Source organism: Kitasatospora sp. NPDC002522, from assembly GCF_053595195.1.
The window spans coordinates 22,423-37,101 of sequence record NZ_JBSFXE010000008.1; the positions used below are offsets into that span (position 1 = coordinate 22,423).

At 70.7% G+C, this 14,679-nt stretch carries 11 protein-coding genes and 1 other RNA gene; 3 read left to right on the forward strand and 9 right to left on the reverse strand.

What is annotated here, in order from left to right; translation table 11 throughout:
* Positions 1–27 precede the first annotated feature (27 nt).
* Both ACWD4U_RS08700 and ACWD4U_RS08705 read right to left on the reverse strand, forming a co-directional pair.
* Positions 28–4,167: a hypothetical protein gene (locus tag ACWD4U_RS08700; RefSeq protein WP_363460022.1), complete on the reverse strand. Its 4,140-nt coding sequence runs from the start codon at positions 4,165–4,167 to the stop codon at positions 28–30.
* A gap of 44 nt (positions 4,168–4,211) precedes the next feature.
* Positions 4,212–4,538 (reverse strand): CU044_2847 family protein, encoded by a 327-nt coding sequence (locus ACWD4U_RS08705; RefSeq protein WP_363460023.1) that lies wholly within the window; start codon positions 4,536–4,538, stop codon positions 4,212–4,214.
* A 779-nt stretch (positions 4,539–5,317) separates the two neighbouring features.
* On the opposite strand from ACWD4U_RS08705, the gene ACWD4U_RS08710 reads away from it, so the two are divergent.
* The gene (locus ACWD4U_RS08710) at positions 5,318–5,818 is read left to right on the forward strand and encodes a very short patch repair endonuclease (protein ID WP_363460035.1); all 501 of its coding nucleotides are present in this window, start codon (positions 5,318–5,320) and stop codon (positions 5,816–5,818) included.
* Here ACWD4U_RS08710 and ACWD4U_RS08715 read toward each other — a convergent pair.
* From ACWD4U_RS08715 to ACWD4U_RS08730, 4 genes are all read right to left on the reverse strand, one after another.
* On the reverse strand, positions 5,795–6,118 hold the full coding sequence (locus ACWD4U_RS08715; RefSeq protein WP_449787144.1) for a hypothetical protein: 324 nt from the start codon (positions 6,116–6,118) through the stop codon (positions 5,795–5,797). The two genes, ACWD4U_RS08710 and ACWD4U_RS08715, sit on opposite strands and share 24 nt — an antisense overlap.
* 146 nt (positions 6,119–6,264) lie before the next feature.
* Positions 6,265–6,666: RNase P RNA component class A (rnpB, locus tag ACWD4U_RS08720), an RNA gene on the reverse strand.
* A gap of 13 nt (positions 6,667–6,679) precedes the next feature.
* The gene (locus ACWD4U_RS08725) at positions 6,680–8,143 is read right to left on the reverse strand and encodes a DHA2 family efflux MFS transporter permease subunit (protein WP_363460024.1); all 1,464 of its coding nucleotides are present in this window, start codon (positions 8,141–8,143) and stop codon (positions 6,680–6,682) included.
* A gap of 55 nt (positions 8,144–8,198) precedes the next feature.
* Positions 8,199–9,659, reverse strand: a complete 1,461-nt coding sequence (locus ACWD4U_RS08730; RefSeq protein WP_363460025.1) for an RNB domain-containing ribonuclease — start codon at positions 9,657–9,659, stop codon at positions 8,199–8,201.
* A 50-nt stretch (positions 9,660–9,709) separates the two neighbouring features.
* Here ACWD4U_RS08730 and ACWD4U_RS08735 point away from each other — a divergent pair, with 50 nt between their 5' ends.
* Positions 9,710–10,306, forward strand: a complete 597-nt coding sequence (locus ACWD4U_RS08735) for a DUF3995 domain-containing protein (protein WP_363460026.1) — start codon at positions 9,710–9,712, stop codon at positions 10,304–10,306.
* A 234-nt stretch (positions 10,307–10,540) separates the two neighbouring features.
* On the forward strand, positions 10,541–11,338 hold the full coding sequence (gene yaaA / locus ACWD4U_RS08740) for a peroxide stress protein YaaA (RefSeq protein WP_363460027.1): 798 nt from the start codon (positions 10,541–10,543) through the stop codon (positions 11,336–11,338).
* 93 nt (positions 11,339–11,431) lie between these two features.
* Here yaaA and ACWD4U_RS08745 read toward each other — a convergent pair whose 3' ends face one another.
* From ACWD4U_RS08745 to ACWD4U_RS08755, 3 genes are read right to left on the reverse strand one after another with little or no spacing between them, the layout of a single operon-like run.
* Positions 11,432–12,607 (reverse strand): bifunctional RNase H/acid phosphatase, encoded by a 1,176-nt coding sequence (locus ACWD4U_RS08745; protein ID WP_363460028.1) that lies wholly within the window; start codon positions 12,605–12,607, stop codon positions 11,432–11,434.
* Positions 12,608–12,611: 4 nt separating this feature from the next.
* Positions 12,612–13,355: a zinc ribbon domain-containing protein gene (locus tag ACWD4U_RS08750; protein ID WP_363460029.1), complete on the reverse strand. Its 744-nt coding sequence runs from the start codon at positions 13,353–13,355 to the stop codon at positions 12,612–12,614.
* Positions 13,356–13,390: 35 nt separating this feature from the next.
* Entirely contained in the window at positions 13,391–14,227 is an 837-nt protein-coding gene (locus ACWD4U_RS08755; RefSeq protein WP_363460030.1) for a Nif3-like dinuclear metal center hexameric protein, read from the reverse strand.
* Positions 14,228–14,679 lie beyond the last annotated feature (452 nt).

A 14,679-nucleotide genomic window follows, 5' to 3' on the forward strand; every position in this document is an offset into this window, starting at 1 on the left:
CGCACCGCAAAAACACGCTAGCGTTCTTCACAGGCTGCGCCTCTCGGCTCCAGCGGCTAGACCGCGCGTATTCCGACCCACGGCGGAGTGCAAGCCAGAGGACCGTGGAGTATTCATCAGCGATACCGCTTCCGGGGTGACGGCCAGAGCCATCACCCCGTCGTTCAGGCCGATTACGACCAGCCCGTCGACCTCCTCGATGGAAAGCGCCGGGGAACGAACGGGAATGACCCGCACCGCGTGCGAGACGAAGGGATCCCAGAGCCGGACCGTGTGGTCGTTTCCCGCGGTCACCAGAAGAGTCCGATCACCCGTCACGACCGCCCGGACAGCCGTGACCCGGCTTGTGTGGCCCTCGTGAACGGAAACCACTTCGCCGGTCTCGGGGTCCCACAGACGAACCGTGCGATCGTCACCGGCGGAAGCGAGCAAAGTGCGATCGCCCAGCGGCACGGCACACACGGCGTTAACCGCCTTGGTGTGGCCTTCGAAGGTCCACCGCATGCTGCCGGAGTCCAGGTCCCAAAGACGAATCACCGTCCCGCCGCCGACCGCGGCGAGGCGCTCGCCTGCAGCCGCGAGCAGGGTGCGACCACCCGTCGAGAGTGCGCATACCGCATTGAACGACCCGGTTTCGCTGTCGAAGGTCCGCGAGGACTCGACGGCCTCGGGGTCCCACAGACGAACGGTTCGGTCGTCGCCAGCAGTGGCGAGCAGAGTCCGATCACCGATCGGGACCTCGCATACTGCATTGATTCCGTCCGGGTGCCCTTCAAAGCTATGCAGAATCTCACCGGTACCGGCATCCCGAAGACGGATCGTGTGATCGCCGGCCGTGACGAGCAGACTGCGATCACTCGTGGACAGGGCGCAGAGGGCTCTAATCCGGCCGGTACGACCTTCCAGGGTTCGCCGTACGGCGCCGGACTCCGGGTCCCACAACTGAACGCCAGCGTCGTGTCCGGCGGTCACGACCATCGGCCGGCCTCCCACCGAGACGGAACACACCGCCGACACCCGGCCGGTGGGGCCCCCAAGTCCGCCGGAAACCGCTCCGACCTCCGGATCCCACACACGAACCATGGAATCATCACCAGCCGTCACGATCAGCGGCTGACCCCCCACCGAGACGGCACACACCGCCAACACCCGACCGGTATGGCCCTCAAGCCCCCCGCACGCCACACCGGCCTCCGGATCCCACATGCGAACCATGGAATCATCACCAGCCGTCACGAGAAGCGTCCGCCCCTCCACCGAGACGGCACACACGGCGTTGACCCAACCGTCGTGCCCTTCGAGTACGTGCACCGACTCGCCCGACTTCGGATCCCACACGCGAACCGTGGAGTCGTCACCGGCGGTGACGAGAAGCGGCCGGTCCCCCACCTCGACGGCACACACCGCCAGTACCGCACCCGCATGTCCTTCTAGGTCTCTGTAACCGGCACCGGACTCCGGATCCCACAAACGAACCACAGAGTCGTTCCCGGCGGTCGCGAGAAGCGTCCGTCCCTCCACCGAGACGGCACACACGGCGTTGACCCAACCGTCGTGCCCTTCGAGTACGTGCACCGACTCGCCCGACCTCGGGTCCCACACGCGAACCGTGGAGTCGTTCCCGGCGGTAACGAGAAGCGACCGGCCGGACGTCTCGACCGCGAGCACGGCCCTGACTGCTCCGGTGTGCCCTTCAAGGACGTGCAATAGCACTCCGGACTCGGGATCCTGGAGGCGAACCACAGAATCGTTCCCGGCGGTCGCGAGAAGTGGCCGGCCCCCCACCGAGACGGAACACAACGCCTGAGCCGAGCCGTTGTAGCCTTCGAGAACCCGCAGTTGGTCTCCGGTATCGAGGTTCCAGAGACGGACGGTACCGTCGTTCGCGGCGCTGGCGAGAATGGCGCGGCCCTCCATCGGAAGCATGCACACGGCATTGACCCAGTCACCGTGGCCTTCGAGAACGATCTCTTCCAGGTGAGGTGCCCCTGCGGCCCAGACCCCGCGATACGGCGCGCGAAGCCCGGCGTCGCGATACGTGTGGCCCAGGTGTTCGCGTGTCTCCGTCACGCTGAAGAGGGCTACCCGGTCCTCCGGCGCCGCGTCGAGTGCCTGCGGGGTCATTCGCAGCAATCGGCTACGGGTACGTCCCGCCGCCGAGGTCGAAGCCTTTGCGGCTGGCACCAGCCGACGAAGGTCGGCGTAGAGGGGATAGGAGTGGTCTTCGAGCAAGTCGTCGATGACACGTCCCCGGGCGGCGTGGTCGGGCAGTGCGCGCAACAGGTAGTCGGGAGCACCTTCCCAGCCGGTGTCGCTACCGACGCGCTGGAAGGCGATGGCGATCGAGCGTTCATCGGCGATCGCCAGCTCGGCTGCCCGGCCGACGACGAGCGCTTCGTTCAGCGCTTGGTGAAATAGCCTGAAGGCACTCGCTTGAGCGGCGACATCGCTCGACTCGATCAGGAAGTTCGCCGCCGATGATCGGGCGAACGCCCGAAGGTCGTCCGGGGCTGGGGTATGACCGGTTAGAGCGCCTACTGCGATGGACCAGAGACCGAGCGTCATCCCAGGAGACTCCGCGTAGGCCAGCGCGGTAAGAACGTCATCTGCCGGAATACCGTCCAGCGATGGCAGGAAGGCGAGGTAGTCCCGGAGTGCGGCGTCGACGGTCGGTGTGAACGAGATCGAGGCGGGATCGATCGCCGTACGATCGTGCATGCCGTGGGAACGCGCGACCAGTCCGGCGATCAGGAAGTTTCCCTGCGCGATGACGGCAATCCGTTCGGCCACCGCGTCGGCTGCGACTCGTGCGTTGTACGGATTGTCCGAGCGCTCGTCACCGAGTAGTTGAAGAGTCGCCAGCGTGTAGGCGACCAGGTCCTCTTGCGCGGAGAACCTCGGGCTGTCGAGGTCCAGGACTTCGAGGGCACCGCCGAATGGTGCGATGAGGCCTCCCACTCCGTCCACACGTCGACAGCCGACCACCACCGTCACACCGAGGTCCGCACACGTCTCCGCAAGGGGAATCGCAATGGACCTCATGATCGCCCGCGCATCCTCGGGCGTCGCGGCTTCGTCGAGAGCGTCCACCACGACGGCGAAAGTTCCCGGCGGCCGTCCGCTAAGCGCGTTCCTCATCAGGAGAGGCAGATCCTCCACATCGCCCGGAAGCACGGCGGACGCAGCGGAGGCGATCTCGCAGGCCACATCCAGAGCGGTCTTGCCTCGTGCGTGAACCGCACAGGCCACGGATCCCTCTGGCGCACGAACGGCGTCGTCCTCGGACGGTAGAGTCGCCGCAATCGCCTGATCGGCGGTGGTGACGATGCGGCCGAGCACGGCGGATTTTCCGACCCCGGGGGAACCGGTCACCACCAGGACCTGTCGGCGATCGCCCGCCGAGCGGGTGATCCAGTCGACGATCGCAGTAAGCGCTGCCACACGGCCACGGAACCGGAAGCCTCGCTCGGCATCCCTACTCACACCGCGGGCACGGGGGCGCCAGTGTCGGGCGGCTTCCGGATCTCCCGCCAGGGTCCAGCCCCACTCGGACAGCGCGGCCTCGCCAGCGTCCTCGACGGTCCAGTCGGTAAGCAGCTGTAGCTTTTCGTCCGGCAGGTAATCGGCGATGGCCCACATGCTTAGCGCGCGGGCCTCGTCGCCGTTCGGCCGGGCCTGACCCACCATCCCGACGACGGCCTGGTGGTCCGCCGACCAGAGCGCGGCGCCGCTGTCGCCGGGGCGGATGGGACGACGGTCGGCGTCCAAGCGAACCCAACCGTAGGAGATCGACTCACCGACGCGGCCATCCGAGGAGTCGCCCAGAAGGTCGTCGGAGAAGCCGAAGGACCACCACGAGCTGCCGACGAGCTCACCCGGCCTGGGTCGGCGCAACGGCGCAGCGAACTCCTCTGACACCGCCTCCTCGAGGATCAGGACGGCCACGTCCTTCACCTTTCGGACAGCCGGATCAGGTGCCACGACCCGGTCGACCTTGATCCGCCGGTGCATCAGCTCATCGGCCTTCGGGAACGCCACCCACAACGGACTGCGCAGCTCATCCTGCGCGAAGACCACATGGGCGCACGTCAGCACCCGATGGGCATCGATGAGAAATCCCGAGCCGAGCGGCTTATCGTGCAGCTCGGACCGGTGGACGGCTGCCACCCAGCCGTCCACCGCCGGTCGGCGACCATCCGGGGATGCCGCGCTCATTCCTGACCGTCGGCCTCGTCTCGGCCGGTGCCGGGCCGCCATGTGAGCTTTACGCCGAAGTTGGCCTCCGTGGCGGCCTTGGCGACTACCCAGTTGACCGACCCGTTCACCTTGATACCGAACGAAACCTCGACCTCCGAGGGACCGAGCCTCACGGCCTGGTCCAGCACGGCTCGCGCTGCCTCGATAGCCGGGCGCGCGGCCTCCTGGACTCGGCCGAGGATCTGATCGGCACCGACCTGCTGGTATTCATCCGTCGGCTCGATCTCGAACTGAACCACGGTATCCGGATCCAGCTCGTACGACACCACCTGCGACGCCACGGGCCCCCCTTCGAGTTCTCTGCTGCGAAGACGGTACCGGCAACCCCGGGATGGCGAAGAACCGGCGGCACATTCGCTCGCGGAGTGGCGAACGTTTCGTTCCTGAACGTAGCGATTGGTGACGGTTCGTCAGGGGAGGTGTTCCGCCCTTCGTGCACGTCGGTCGGGGTCGGATCCGCTCGCGTCCGCCCAGTCGGCTTGACCGTCGTCCAGAGGCCGGCGTCCACTTCGAGGTACCTGCTGGAGCCGATGGCCATCTCCCACCACAGGGCAGCCCTCGGAGTTCGGCTTGGACTCCACAGGGCCGGTGAATGCTCTGAAAGCCTCCCGAAGACCGCGCAACGAGCGCGACCACGCCGTGCCACAGCTGGCCCTCGGGTATCGGGGCCTCCTCCGGCGCAGCAACAGCAAGACCCAACGACCCGTATCGTCGGAATCGAAACGCATTCTCGACAGCCGAGGGACGGCCAGTGACAGTGAAGAGCACGAGCAGATCGTCGGAGACGGCCGTATCCGACCGCTCGTGGCGGCCTCGCCAGGGACTCGATAGAGCACAGCGATCGCGGGAACAGGACCGTGCAGCCGGCGGCGCCGGGCGACGGCTCGTGGATGCCGGCGGAGGGCGACTACGGCCAGCAGCCGTGGTACTGAGCGGATCCAGCCGCACCGGGCGGGTGAGGGCCGTGCTCCAGTGGTCCGTCGACGGCCATTCGAGCCGCGTCCCGCTCGGGGAGGTAGACCACCGCACTCGCGCCGAAAACCTCCGTGAAGGTTGGCGGTTGGCGGAATCGTCCGGGCTGCTCTCGAGCGCGCCGGCTGCAGAGGGCTCGTGGGCGTCATCTCCTGGCACCCGGAAGTCCATGCAGGCGAACAAGGGGAAGAACACGAAGCCCGAGCTGCGGCTCCGATCCCTCCTGCACCGAGAGGGGCTCCGGTACCGGGTTTCGATTCGGCCGGTTCCGACACTCCGTCGCACTGCGGACATCGTGTTCACGAAGGCGAAGGTGGCGGTCTTCGTGGACGGCTGCTACTGGCACGGATGTGCCGAGCATCGGACCGTACCCAAGACCAACCGCGACTTCTGGGCTCCGAAGATCGAAGGGAACAAGGCCCGGGACGCGGAAACCGTGCGGCTGCTCGAACAGGCCGGTTGGACGGTACTCCGGTTCTGGGAGCACGTCCCGGCAGAGGATGCCGCCCGACAGGTTATCGAGGCGGTCACCACTGCGCGCCTGAAGGCCACCGCGGTGAAGCGATTAGAGAGGACGACCGTTCAGTAGGTCGTCGACGGCATCGGCCTCTCGTCGCAGGACGATCCTGCCATCGCCGTCACTGAAGGCCACGATCCGCGAACCGACCGAGAGGCCTGCCTCCACGATGATCCCCATGGGAAGCTCGACGCTCCCGTCTTCGCGGATGACGGCCTCGACAGGTTCTCTGATCACGGCTTCAGCATGCCATGTGCGCGCGAATCGCGTACCGATCACCTCTTGAGACGGCCGGAGGACCGGCGATGTCCACGGGAACCTTGAGGTGCCATGGGCCACGGCCAGCGAACGCCTTCGCCAGACCAAGATCATCCCAGGGATTTTTCAGGGACTTTCCGCTCTGCCCGAGGGACCTTCCAGGGACTTTTTGCCGCCTAAGACAGCAAGGGCGTGAAAGATCGGAAAGGGCCTCCGACGCAGGTCAGAGGCCCTTTCCGGGATAAAGCCGCAGGTGGCGGCGGACGAGTCGGCCTGTACGCCGGGTTTTGTGGCCCCTGGGTTGCTTGCGCGGCCCAAGGCGGCGGCCATCCATCTAGGGCTGCCGTTACCGACAGCCTCGTGCGGTCTACCCGCGAACTCGGGCGAGCAGCCCTCGAACATCCGCGCACGACGCCCGAAGGCGTCGATCTTGACCTTGCTCCGAGTGGGGTTTACCGAGCCGGCCGAGTCACCTCGGTCGCTGGTGGTCTCTTACACCACCGTTTCACCCTTACCCTCCGCCGAGGCGGGGGCGGTCTGTTCTCTGTGGCACTGTCCCGCGGGTCACCCCGGGTGGGCGTTACCCACCACCCTGCTCTGTGGAGCCCGGACGTTCCTCGGCGGGCCCGTGAAGGACCCGACGCGACCGCCCGGCCGGCTCGTCCGCCGTACTGGTCATCGTAGCCGCTCGACGGGGGCCTCCCGTACCGGACCCGGGGTCTGGTCGAAGCGGGCCGCGACGCGGGCGGCGGTGGCGGTCGCCCAGGGGGTGGTGGTCACCAGGCCGAGCGTGAGGATGATCAGGCCGAGGCCGGTGATGATCCACCAGCCGAGGTGGGTGGCCTGAGTGAACCCGCCGGCCGAGACGACGGCGCTGGTGACCGCCGTGCCGATCACCGCGACGCCCAGCGACTGGCCGATCTGTCGGCTGGTGGAGGCCACCGCGGCGGCCACGCCGGCCTGGGCCAGCGGCATCCCGGAGACCGCGGAGTTGGTGATCGGCGCGTTCACCAGTCCGAAGCCCAGGCCGAACAGCGCGTAGGCGGGCAGCAGCAGGAGCGCTGAGGAGTCGGCGGTGAGTCGGGTGAGCAGCACCCCGCTGGCGGCCATCGCGACGCCGGCCACGAGCAGCGGCAGGCGGGGGCCGCGGCTGCCGACGATCCGGCCGGAGAGCGGCGCGGCGAGCAGGGTGAGTCCGGCCATCGGCAGGGTCCACAGTCCGGCCTCGACCGGGCTGTAGTGCCGGACGTTCTGCAGGTAGAGGGTGTTGAGGAAGAGGAAGCCGCCGAGTGCGGCGAACGCGCAGACGGCGGTGACGGTGGCCCCGGTGAAGGGCGCGCTGTGGAAGAAGCGGGGGTCGATCAGCGGCTCGGCGACCCGCCGTTCCCAGAGCGGGAAGGCGATCAGCGCGGCGACGGCGAGCGCGCCGAGGGTGAGGATCGCCGGGGAGGTCCAGCCGTGGCCGGGGCCTTCGATGATCGCGGCGGTGCCGCAGCCGAGCATGACCACCATCAGCAGTTGGCCGACCGGGTCGAAACGGCGGGCCCGGGGCGCGCGGGACTCCGGGATGTAACGGAACGTCAGGGCGAAGGCGGCCAGCCCGACCGGAATGTTGATCAGGAAGATCGACGGCCAGCCGGCGCTGTCCACCAGGAAGCCGCCGATCAGCGGGCCGAGCGCCATGCTGATGCCGACCACACCGCCCCAGACGCCGATCGCCCGGGCCCGTTCGGCGCGGTCGGTGAAGGTGTTGGTGATGATCGACATCGCCACCGGGTTGAGCATCGAACCGCCGACCGCCTGCACCGCGCGGAATCCGATCAGCCAGCCCAGCCCGGGGGCGAGGCTGCACAGCAGCGAGCCGAGGACGAAGAGCACCAGTCCGGCCATGAAGACCCGCTTGCGGCCGATCCGGTCGGCGATCGAGCCGGAGAGCATCAGCAGCGAGGCGAGCACCAAGGTGTAGGCGTCGATCACCCACTGGAGCCCGGAGGCGGGGGCGTCCAGGTCGTGCTGGATCGCGGGCAGCGCGATGTTCACCACGGTGTTGTCGAGACCGACGATGAACAGGCTGAGGCAGCAGATCGCGAGGATCAACAGCCTGCGGCGACGGTCCGGCGCGGTACTCGGTCGACTCATGACCCGATCATCGCACCGGACGTTTCGAGGCCTCTTCCATCCGCTACCCGCCCCACTATCCGGCCGCGAGCGGGGCGAGGGCGAAGCGGACGGTGCGGGTGTCCGGGTCGGCGCGGGTGAGGCGGACCCGGACGCGGCGGCCGAGCGGGAGGCGGTCGGGGGCGTCGCACTTGGCGACCACGGCGGGCTCGCGCAGTTGCACGGTGCCGACGGTGGGCTTGCGCTCGTCGACGTCGATCACCACCGCCTCGAAGTCCTCGCCCTCGCGACCGCGGAGCAGCTCGGTCTCCACCAGGTCCACGCAGGCGCGCTCCACCTCGTGGGCTCGGCGGTCGCCGCTCTCCATCAGCGCGGGCACCCGCGGCAGGGCGTCGCGGACCCAGCCCGGGACGTCGGTGCCGCCGGCCACCGCGAGGCAGATCTCCAGCGCGTAGCGGTCGCCGAGTCGGCGCAGCGGCGCGGTGCAGTGGGTGTAGGGGGCGGCGAGCGCGGCGTGGCCGGGGTCGGCGGGCGGGGCGATGCCGCGGGCGGAGTCGAAGGCGTGGTAGCCGGCGCCGCGGAGCAGTCCGGTGCACTCGTTGAGGAAGGCCGCGTCGGCGGTGCGGGCCGGGTCGAGGGAGCGGATCAGCGCCGGGTAGGGCAGCTCCGCGGGCCAGTCCACGCCGAGTGCCGCGGCGACCCGGCGCAGTCGGGCGTAGGCGGACTCGGGGGCGAGCGGCAGGGTGCGGAGCAGGCCGATGCCGGCGTCCAGCATCAGTTCGGCGGCGGACATGCCGGTGAGCAGGGAGACCTGGGCGTTCCAGCCGTCGGCGGGGCGGGGTGCGCGGTAGCCGAGGCGGTAGCCGCCGTCGGCAGCCTCGACCTCCTGTTCGGGGATCGGCAGGCTGATCCCGCCGCGGGCCTGCTCCTGGGCTTCCCGCAGCCGACCGATCTCGGCGAGCAGGCCGAGTTGCGCGTCGGCGGTGCCGGCGTCGATCCGGCCCTGGACGGTGGCGTAGTCGAGTCGGCGGCGGGAGCGGACCCGGGCGCGGCGCAGGTCGGCGAGGACGAGCGCGCCGTCGGCATCGAGGTCGAGCTGCCAGAGCAGGGCGGGCCGCAGTTCGCCGGGCAGCAGGCTGGCGGCGCCCTCGGAGAGCCGGGCGGGATGCAGCGGGACGTTTCCGTCCGGGAAGTACAGGGTCTGCACCCGCCGGGTGGACTCGGTGTCGATGGCGCCGCCGGGGGCGACGTAGGCGGCGACGTCGGCGATCGCGTAGTGGACCCGGTAGCCGCCGTTGCGCCTGGCCAGGTGCATGGCCTGGTCGAGGTCGCGGGAGTCCGGCGGGTCGAGGGTGAACAGTTCGAGGTCGGTGGCGTCGAACTCCGGCAGCCGGGGCAGCGAGGCCACCCGATCGGCTTCGGCGAGCACCTCGGGTGGCCAGTCGGTGCGGATCTCCAAGCGGGTTCGGAGCTCGGCGAGTTCGGTGTTGATCCTGGCGGTCTGGGCGGCTCGGACGCTGAGGTGTCGGCGCGGCATGGTCGCAGCGTAAGGCGGAGTAGCGTGGATGGCGCGTCGGAACGCCGCTAATGCGGTTGTGGCGTAGGGGGATTGGCCATGGAGGTGGCGCCGTGACGGTGGGGACGGGTGGCCCGGATCGGGCTGCGGGTCGGGGACGGGCCGGGCATGCCTGCGGATCGTGCGGCCGGGAGGTGGCGGCGGGAGCGTCCGGGGTTCGCCCGGGCGGCCGGCGGGTTCGGGCGACCGCGGCAGCGGTGGCGGGGACGCTGGCGGCGGTCGGGGGCCTACACGCGGTGTGGGCTTACTCGCCGTGGCCCTGGCGGGACCGGGCGCGGTTCGCGGACGCGGTGGTCGGGGTCGGCCCGGAGGCGATGCCGTCCGGCGGGATGTGCCTGGGGGTGGCGGGGCTGCTCGGCGCGGGCGCGTACCTGGTGGGTGCGCGCGGCGGGGTGGTGCCGGCGAGCGGTCCGCGCTGGGTGCGGGCGGCGGGCGCCGCCGGGGTGGCGGGGGCGCTGCTGGTGCGCGGGGTCGGCGGTCCGGCGCTGTTCGCCGCCGGGCACCCGGCCCGGTCGACCCGCTTCGTCCGGCTGGACCGGCGGGTGTACGCGCCGCTCTGCGTGGCGCTGGGCGCGGGTGCGGCGGTGGTGGCGGCCGGCGGCGAGTGACCCGGCGGCGCTGCCCGCGCACCTCCGGGACTCGATGTCGCCGGTAGGACTCGATGGCCGCGGCGGGACTCGGTGTCGCCGGTAGGACTCGATGGCCGCGGCGGGACTCGGTGTCGCCGGTAGGACTCGATGTCGCCGGTGGGACTCGGTGGCACCGGTGGGATTCGAGGGTCGGGGGGTGAGGTCGTTAGGGTTGGCGCGTCCTGGTGCTACAGATTGTTGAGGGGTGTCGCCGTGCTGGTTCTGCTGCCGCCGTCGGAGGGGAAGGCCGCGCCGGAGGCGGGAGCGCCGGTGGAGCTGGCGGAGCTGTCGCTGCCGGGGCTGACCGGGGCGCGGCGGGCGGTGCTGTCCGCGCTGGTGGAGCTGTGCGGAGGGGACGAGGACCGGGCCGCCGAGGTACTGGGCCTGAGCAAGGGCCTGCGTGGGGAGATCGGCAAGAACGCGGCCCTGCCGACCACGGGCGCGTTCCCGGCCGGCGAGGTGTACACCGGGGTGCTCTTCGACAACCTCGGCCTGGCCAAGCTGGACGAGCGGGCGTACGCGCTGGCGGAGCGTTCGCTGCTGGTCTTCTCCGGACTGTGGGGCGCGGTCCGGATCAGCGACCGGATCCCTCCGTACCGCTGCTCGATGGGGGTGAAGCTGCCGCCGTTGGGCGCGCTGGGCCCGTACTGGCGGGGCGTGCTGGGCGGCGTCCTGCCGGAGGTCGCGGACGGACTGGTGCTGGACCTGCGCAGTTCCGCGTACGCGGCGGCGTGGAAGCCGGCCGGTGAGCTGGCGGGCCGGACGGCGACGGTGCGGGTGCTGCAGGAGCGCGAGGTGGACGGGGTGCTGAAGCGCACCGTGGTGAGCCACTTCAACAAGGCGACCAAGGGCCGGCTGGTCCGCGACCTGCTCGCCGAGGGCGTCGAGCCCGCCTCCCCCGGGGACCTGGTGGACGCGCTGACCGGCCTCGGCTACCGGGTGGAGGTCTCGGCCCGGGGCACTGCCCGCAAGCCCTGGCAGCTGGACGTCATCGTCACCGACGTGCACTGACCGGATCTCCCCGGCACCGCCCGCACACACCTCGCCCACAGACACACCTGACGGACCGTCACAAGATTATGGACGGCCCGTCAGAAAGCGTGCTCAGCGCAGGTGGCCGGTGTCGTTGAGCAGCCGCAGCGAGGCGTTGCCGTCCCGGTAGTACTGGACGGCACAGAGCGAGGCCGCGGAGAGCTCCATCCGGTGCACCGCGTCCGGCGGGGCCCCGAGGGCGAGCCGGACCAGGGTCTTGATCGGGCTGACGTGCGACACCACCAGCACGGTCTTGCCCGGGTAGCGGGCCAGCACCTTGTCGCGGGCCTGGCCGACCCGGTGGGTGAGCGTGGTGAGCGACTCGGCGCTGCCGGTGGGCTTGGCCTTGGCGGAGGTGAGGAACGCCTCCAGGTCGTCGGGGTGGCGTTCCTGCACCTCGGCGAAGGTCAGGCCCTCCCAGTCGCCGAAGTCGAGCTCGCGCAGCCCCTCCTCGATCCGCACCTCCAGGCCCAGCCGGAGCGCCACCGCCTCGGCGGTCTGCCGGGTGCGCAGCATCGGCGAGGCGACCACGGCCTGGACGGTCCCGCGGGCGGCGAACGCCTCGGCGGCCCGCTCGGCCTGCCAGCGGCCCTTCTCGGACAGCCCGGGGTCGCTGCCGCCGCTGCCGGAGAAGCGCTTCTGCGGGGTCAGCGGCGTCTCGCCGTGCCGCAGCAGCACCAGGGTGGTAGGGGTGCCGACGTCGGCGGGCGCGGCCCAGGCCGCCCGGGGCGCGGGGGCGGCGGGCAGCGCCTCGTCCTCGGCAAGTGCGGTCACCGGTGCGGCAAGCGGCGCGGGGACCGCCCCGGCCGCGGCCCGGGCCTTGGGCTCCCACTGGCGGCCCACCTTGCCGGCGTCCATCGCCTCGTTGGCGAGCCGGTCGGCGTCCTTGTTCTTCTCCCGCGGGATCCACCGGTACTCGACGTTGCCGCGCGGCAGGATGCCGCGGGCCTCGGCGGCGAGCGGCTGCATGTCGGGGTGCTTGATCTTCCAGCGTCCGGACATCTGCTCGACGACCAGCTTGGAGTCCATCCGGACGTCCACGCGGGCGTCGGGGTCGAGCTCGCGGGCGGCCCGGAGTCCGGCGATCAGGCCCTTGTACTCGGCGACGTTGTTGGTGGCGCGCCCGATGAACTCGGCGGCCTCGACCAGGATCTGGCCGGTGTCGGCGTCGCGGACCACCGCGCCGTAGCCGGCCGGCCCCGGGTTGCCCCGGGAGCCGCCGTCGGCCTCGACGATGAACTTCGCCACCGGGTCAGACGCCCGACTCGCCGGTGCGGATCAGGATCCGCCCGCAGTTCTCGCAGCGCAGCACCTTGTCGGTGGGCTCGGCCTTGATGGCGTTGAACTCGGTGATCGAGAACTCGGTGCGGCAGCCCTCGCAGCGGCGCTGGTACAGGCGGGCCGCACCGACGCCGCCCTGCTGCTCGCGCAGGCGGACGTAGAGCTTCATCAGGTCGGCGGGGATCGCGACGGAGACGGCCTCGCGGTCGCGGCGGACCTTCTCGGCCTCGGCGTCGAGCTCGGCGAACTGGGCGTCGCGGCGGCCCTCGGCCTCGGCGACCACCACGGAGGAGTGCTCCAGGCGGGCGGTGAGTTCGGTCACACGGGTCTGCGAGGACTCCATGCGCTCCATCACCTCCAGCACCACGTCCTCCAGATCGCCCTGGCGCTTGGCCAGCGAGACGTTCTCGTGCTGGAGGTTCTCCAGGTCCTTCGGGGAGGTGACCGCGCCGGAGTCCATCCGCTGCTGGTTGCGGGCGGAACGGGAGCGGACCTGCTCCACGTCCGCCTCGGCCTTGGCCAGTTCGCGGGTGGTGTCGCCGAGTTGGGCCTGGGCGGCGATCACCAGGTCCTTGAGGGCGGTGTGGTCGGCGGCGGCCTTGTCGATCTCGGCGTGCTCGGGCAGGGTGCGGCGCCGGTGGGCCAGCTGGTCGAGGCGGGAGTCGATGGCCTGCAGGTCGAGCAGGCGGATCTGGTCGGCGGGCGCGGCGTTCACGCGTCAGGCTCCTGTGGGTGGATTTCGACGGGGGGTCAGGGGGCGTACGGCATCGGCGCGTGCGCCGTCCACGGGTCGGTGACCCGGGTGGAGATGCGGCTCTCCAACGACCAGTCGCGCTTGGCCGCGCGGTCGGCCAGTTCGCGGGCGGCGAGGGTGAGCCAGGGCCACTCGGTGGCCCAGTGCGCGGCGTCGACCAGGGCGAGCGGCGCCGCCTCGGTGGCCTCGGACGCCGGGTGGTGGCGCAGGTCGGCGGTCACGTACGCGTCCACGCCGGCGGCGCGGGCCTCGGCGAGGAAGGAGTCGCCGGAGCCGCCGCAGACCGCGACGCGGCTGATCAGCCGGTCCGGGTCACCGGCCGCGCGGACCCCGGCGGCGGTGGCGGGCAGTCCGGCGGCGACCTGCGCGGCGAACGCGGCCAACGTCATCGGCTGCGGGAGTTCACCGATCCGGCCGCTGCCGCGGCGGCCCGCCGGGTCGGTCGGGTCGGCCACCAGCGGTCCGGTGACCCGCAGGCCGACCGCTTCGGCGAGCGCGTCCGAGACGCCCGGGTCGGCGTGGTCGGCGTTGGTGTGCGCCACGTGCAGCGCGATGTCGTGCTTGATCAGGGAGTGCACCGCCCGGCCCTTGAAGCCGGTCGCGGCGACCGTGGTGGTGCCGCGCAGGTAGAGCGGGTGGTGGGTGACCACCAGGTCGGCGCCCCACTCGACGGCCTCGTCCACCACGGACTGCACGGGGTCGACGGCGAACAGCACCCGGTTCACCTCGGCGTCGGGATCACCGCAGACCAGGCCGACGGCGTCCCAGGACTCCGCCCACTGCGGCGGGTAGATGTCTTCGAGCACGGCGATGACGTCGGACAGTTTCGGCACCTGTCGAGACTACCGCGTGTCACGCCCGGGCCCGGCCGTGCCCGGCTGCCGCACCCTCGTCCGGCTATTCGCACGGGAATCGGAGTTCCGCACAACCACGCGTCAACCCGGCGCGGCCTGGCGCGCGGGGGCGCGCGGCGCCCGATCCGTGCCTGTACCGGCAGGGGCGGTCCGGTTCCGCGCGGGGCACTCAGGCCACACGCGCCGGTGGACGCGCATTCGAAAGCGAACTCTGATCACCCTTAAGAGTGAAGTGACCCGAGCGGTGTTGAGCCGCCCCCGCCTCGAAAGTAACTTCAGTCCTGCGAACGAGAGTTGCCTCGACCAGGGGGGTCGAAAAGAGGCGACCGGCCGGCATTTCCGTTCCCGGAATTCCGGCAGGCGCGGCCGAGGCTCTCGTGACTTCCAAAGACCGTACCGGTCGGAGCCACGGCGAAGGGGTGTGAAGCAGA

Bases quoted from the DNA above. Each gene is read 5' to 3' on its own strand.
- ACWD4U_RS08725 (WP_363460024.1), bottom strand. From the start codon at position 8,143: ATGAGTCGACCGAGTACCGCGCCGGACCGTCGCCGCAGGCTGTTGATC.
- ACWD4U_RS08715 (WP_449787144.1), bottom strand. From the start codon at position 6,118: ATGATCTTGGTCTGGCGAAGGCGTTCGCTGGCCGTGGCCCATGGCACC.
- ACWD4U_RS08735 (WP_363460026.1), top strand. From the start codon at position 9,710: ATGCGGTTGTGGCGTAGGGGGATTGGCCATGGAGGTGGCGCCGTGACG.
- ACWD4U_RS08730 (WP_363460025.1), bottom strand. From the start codon at position 9,659: ATGCCGCGCCGACACCTCAGCGTCCGAGCCGCCCAGACCGCCAGGATC.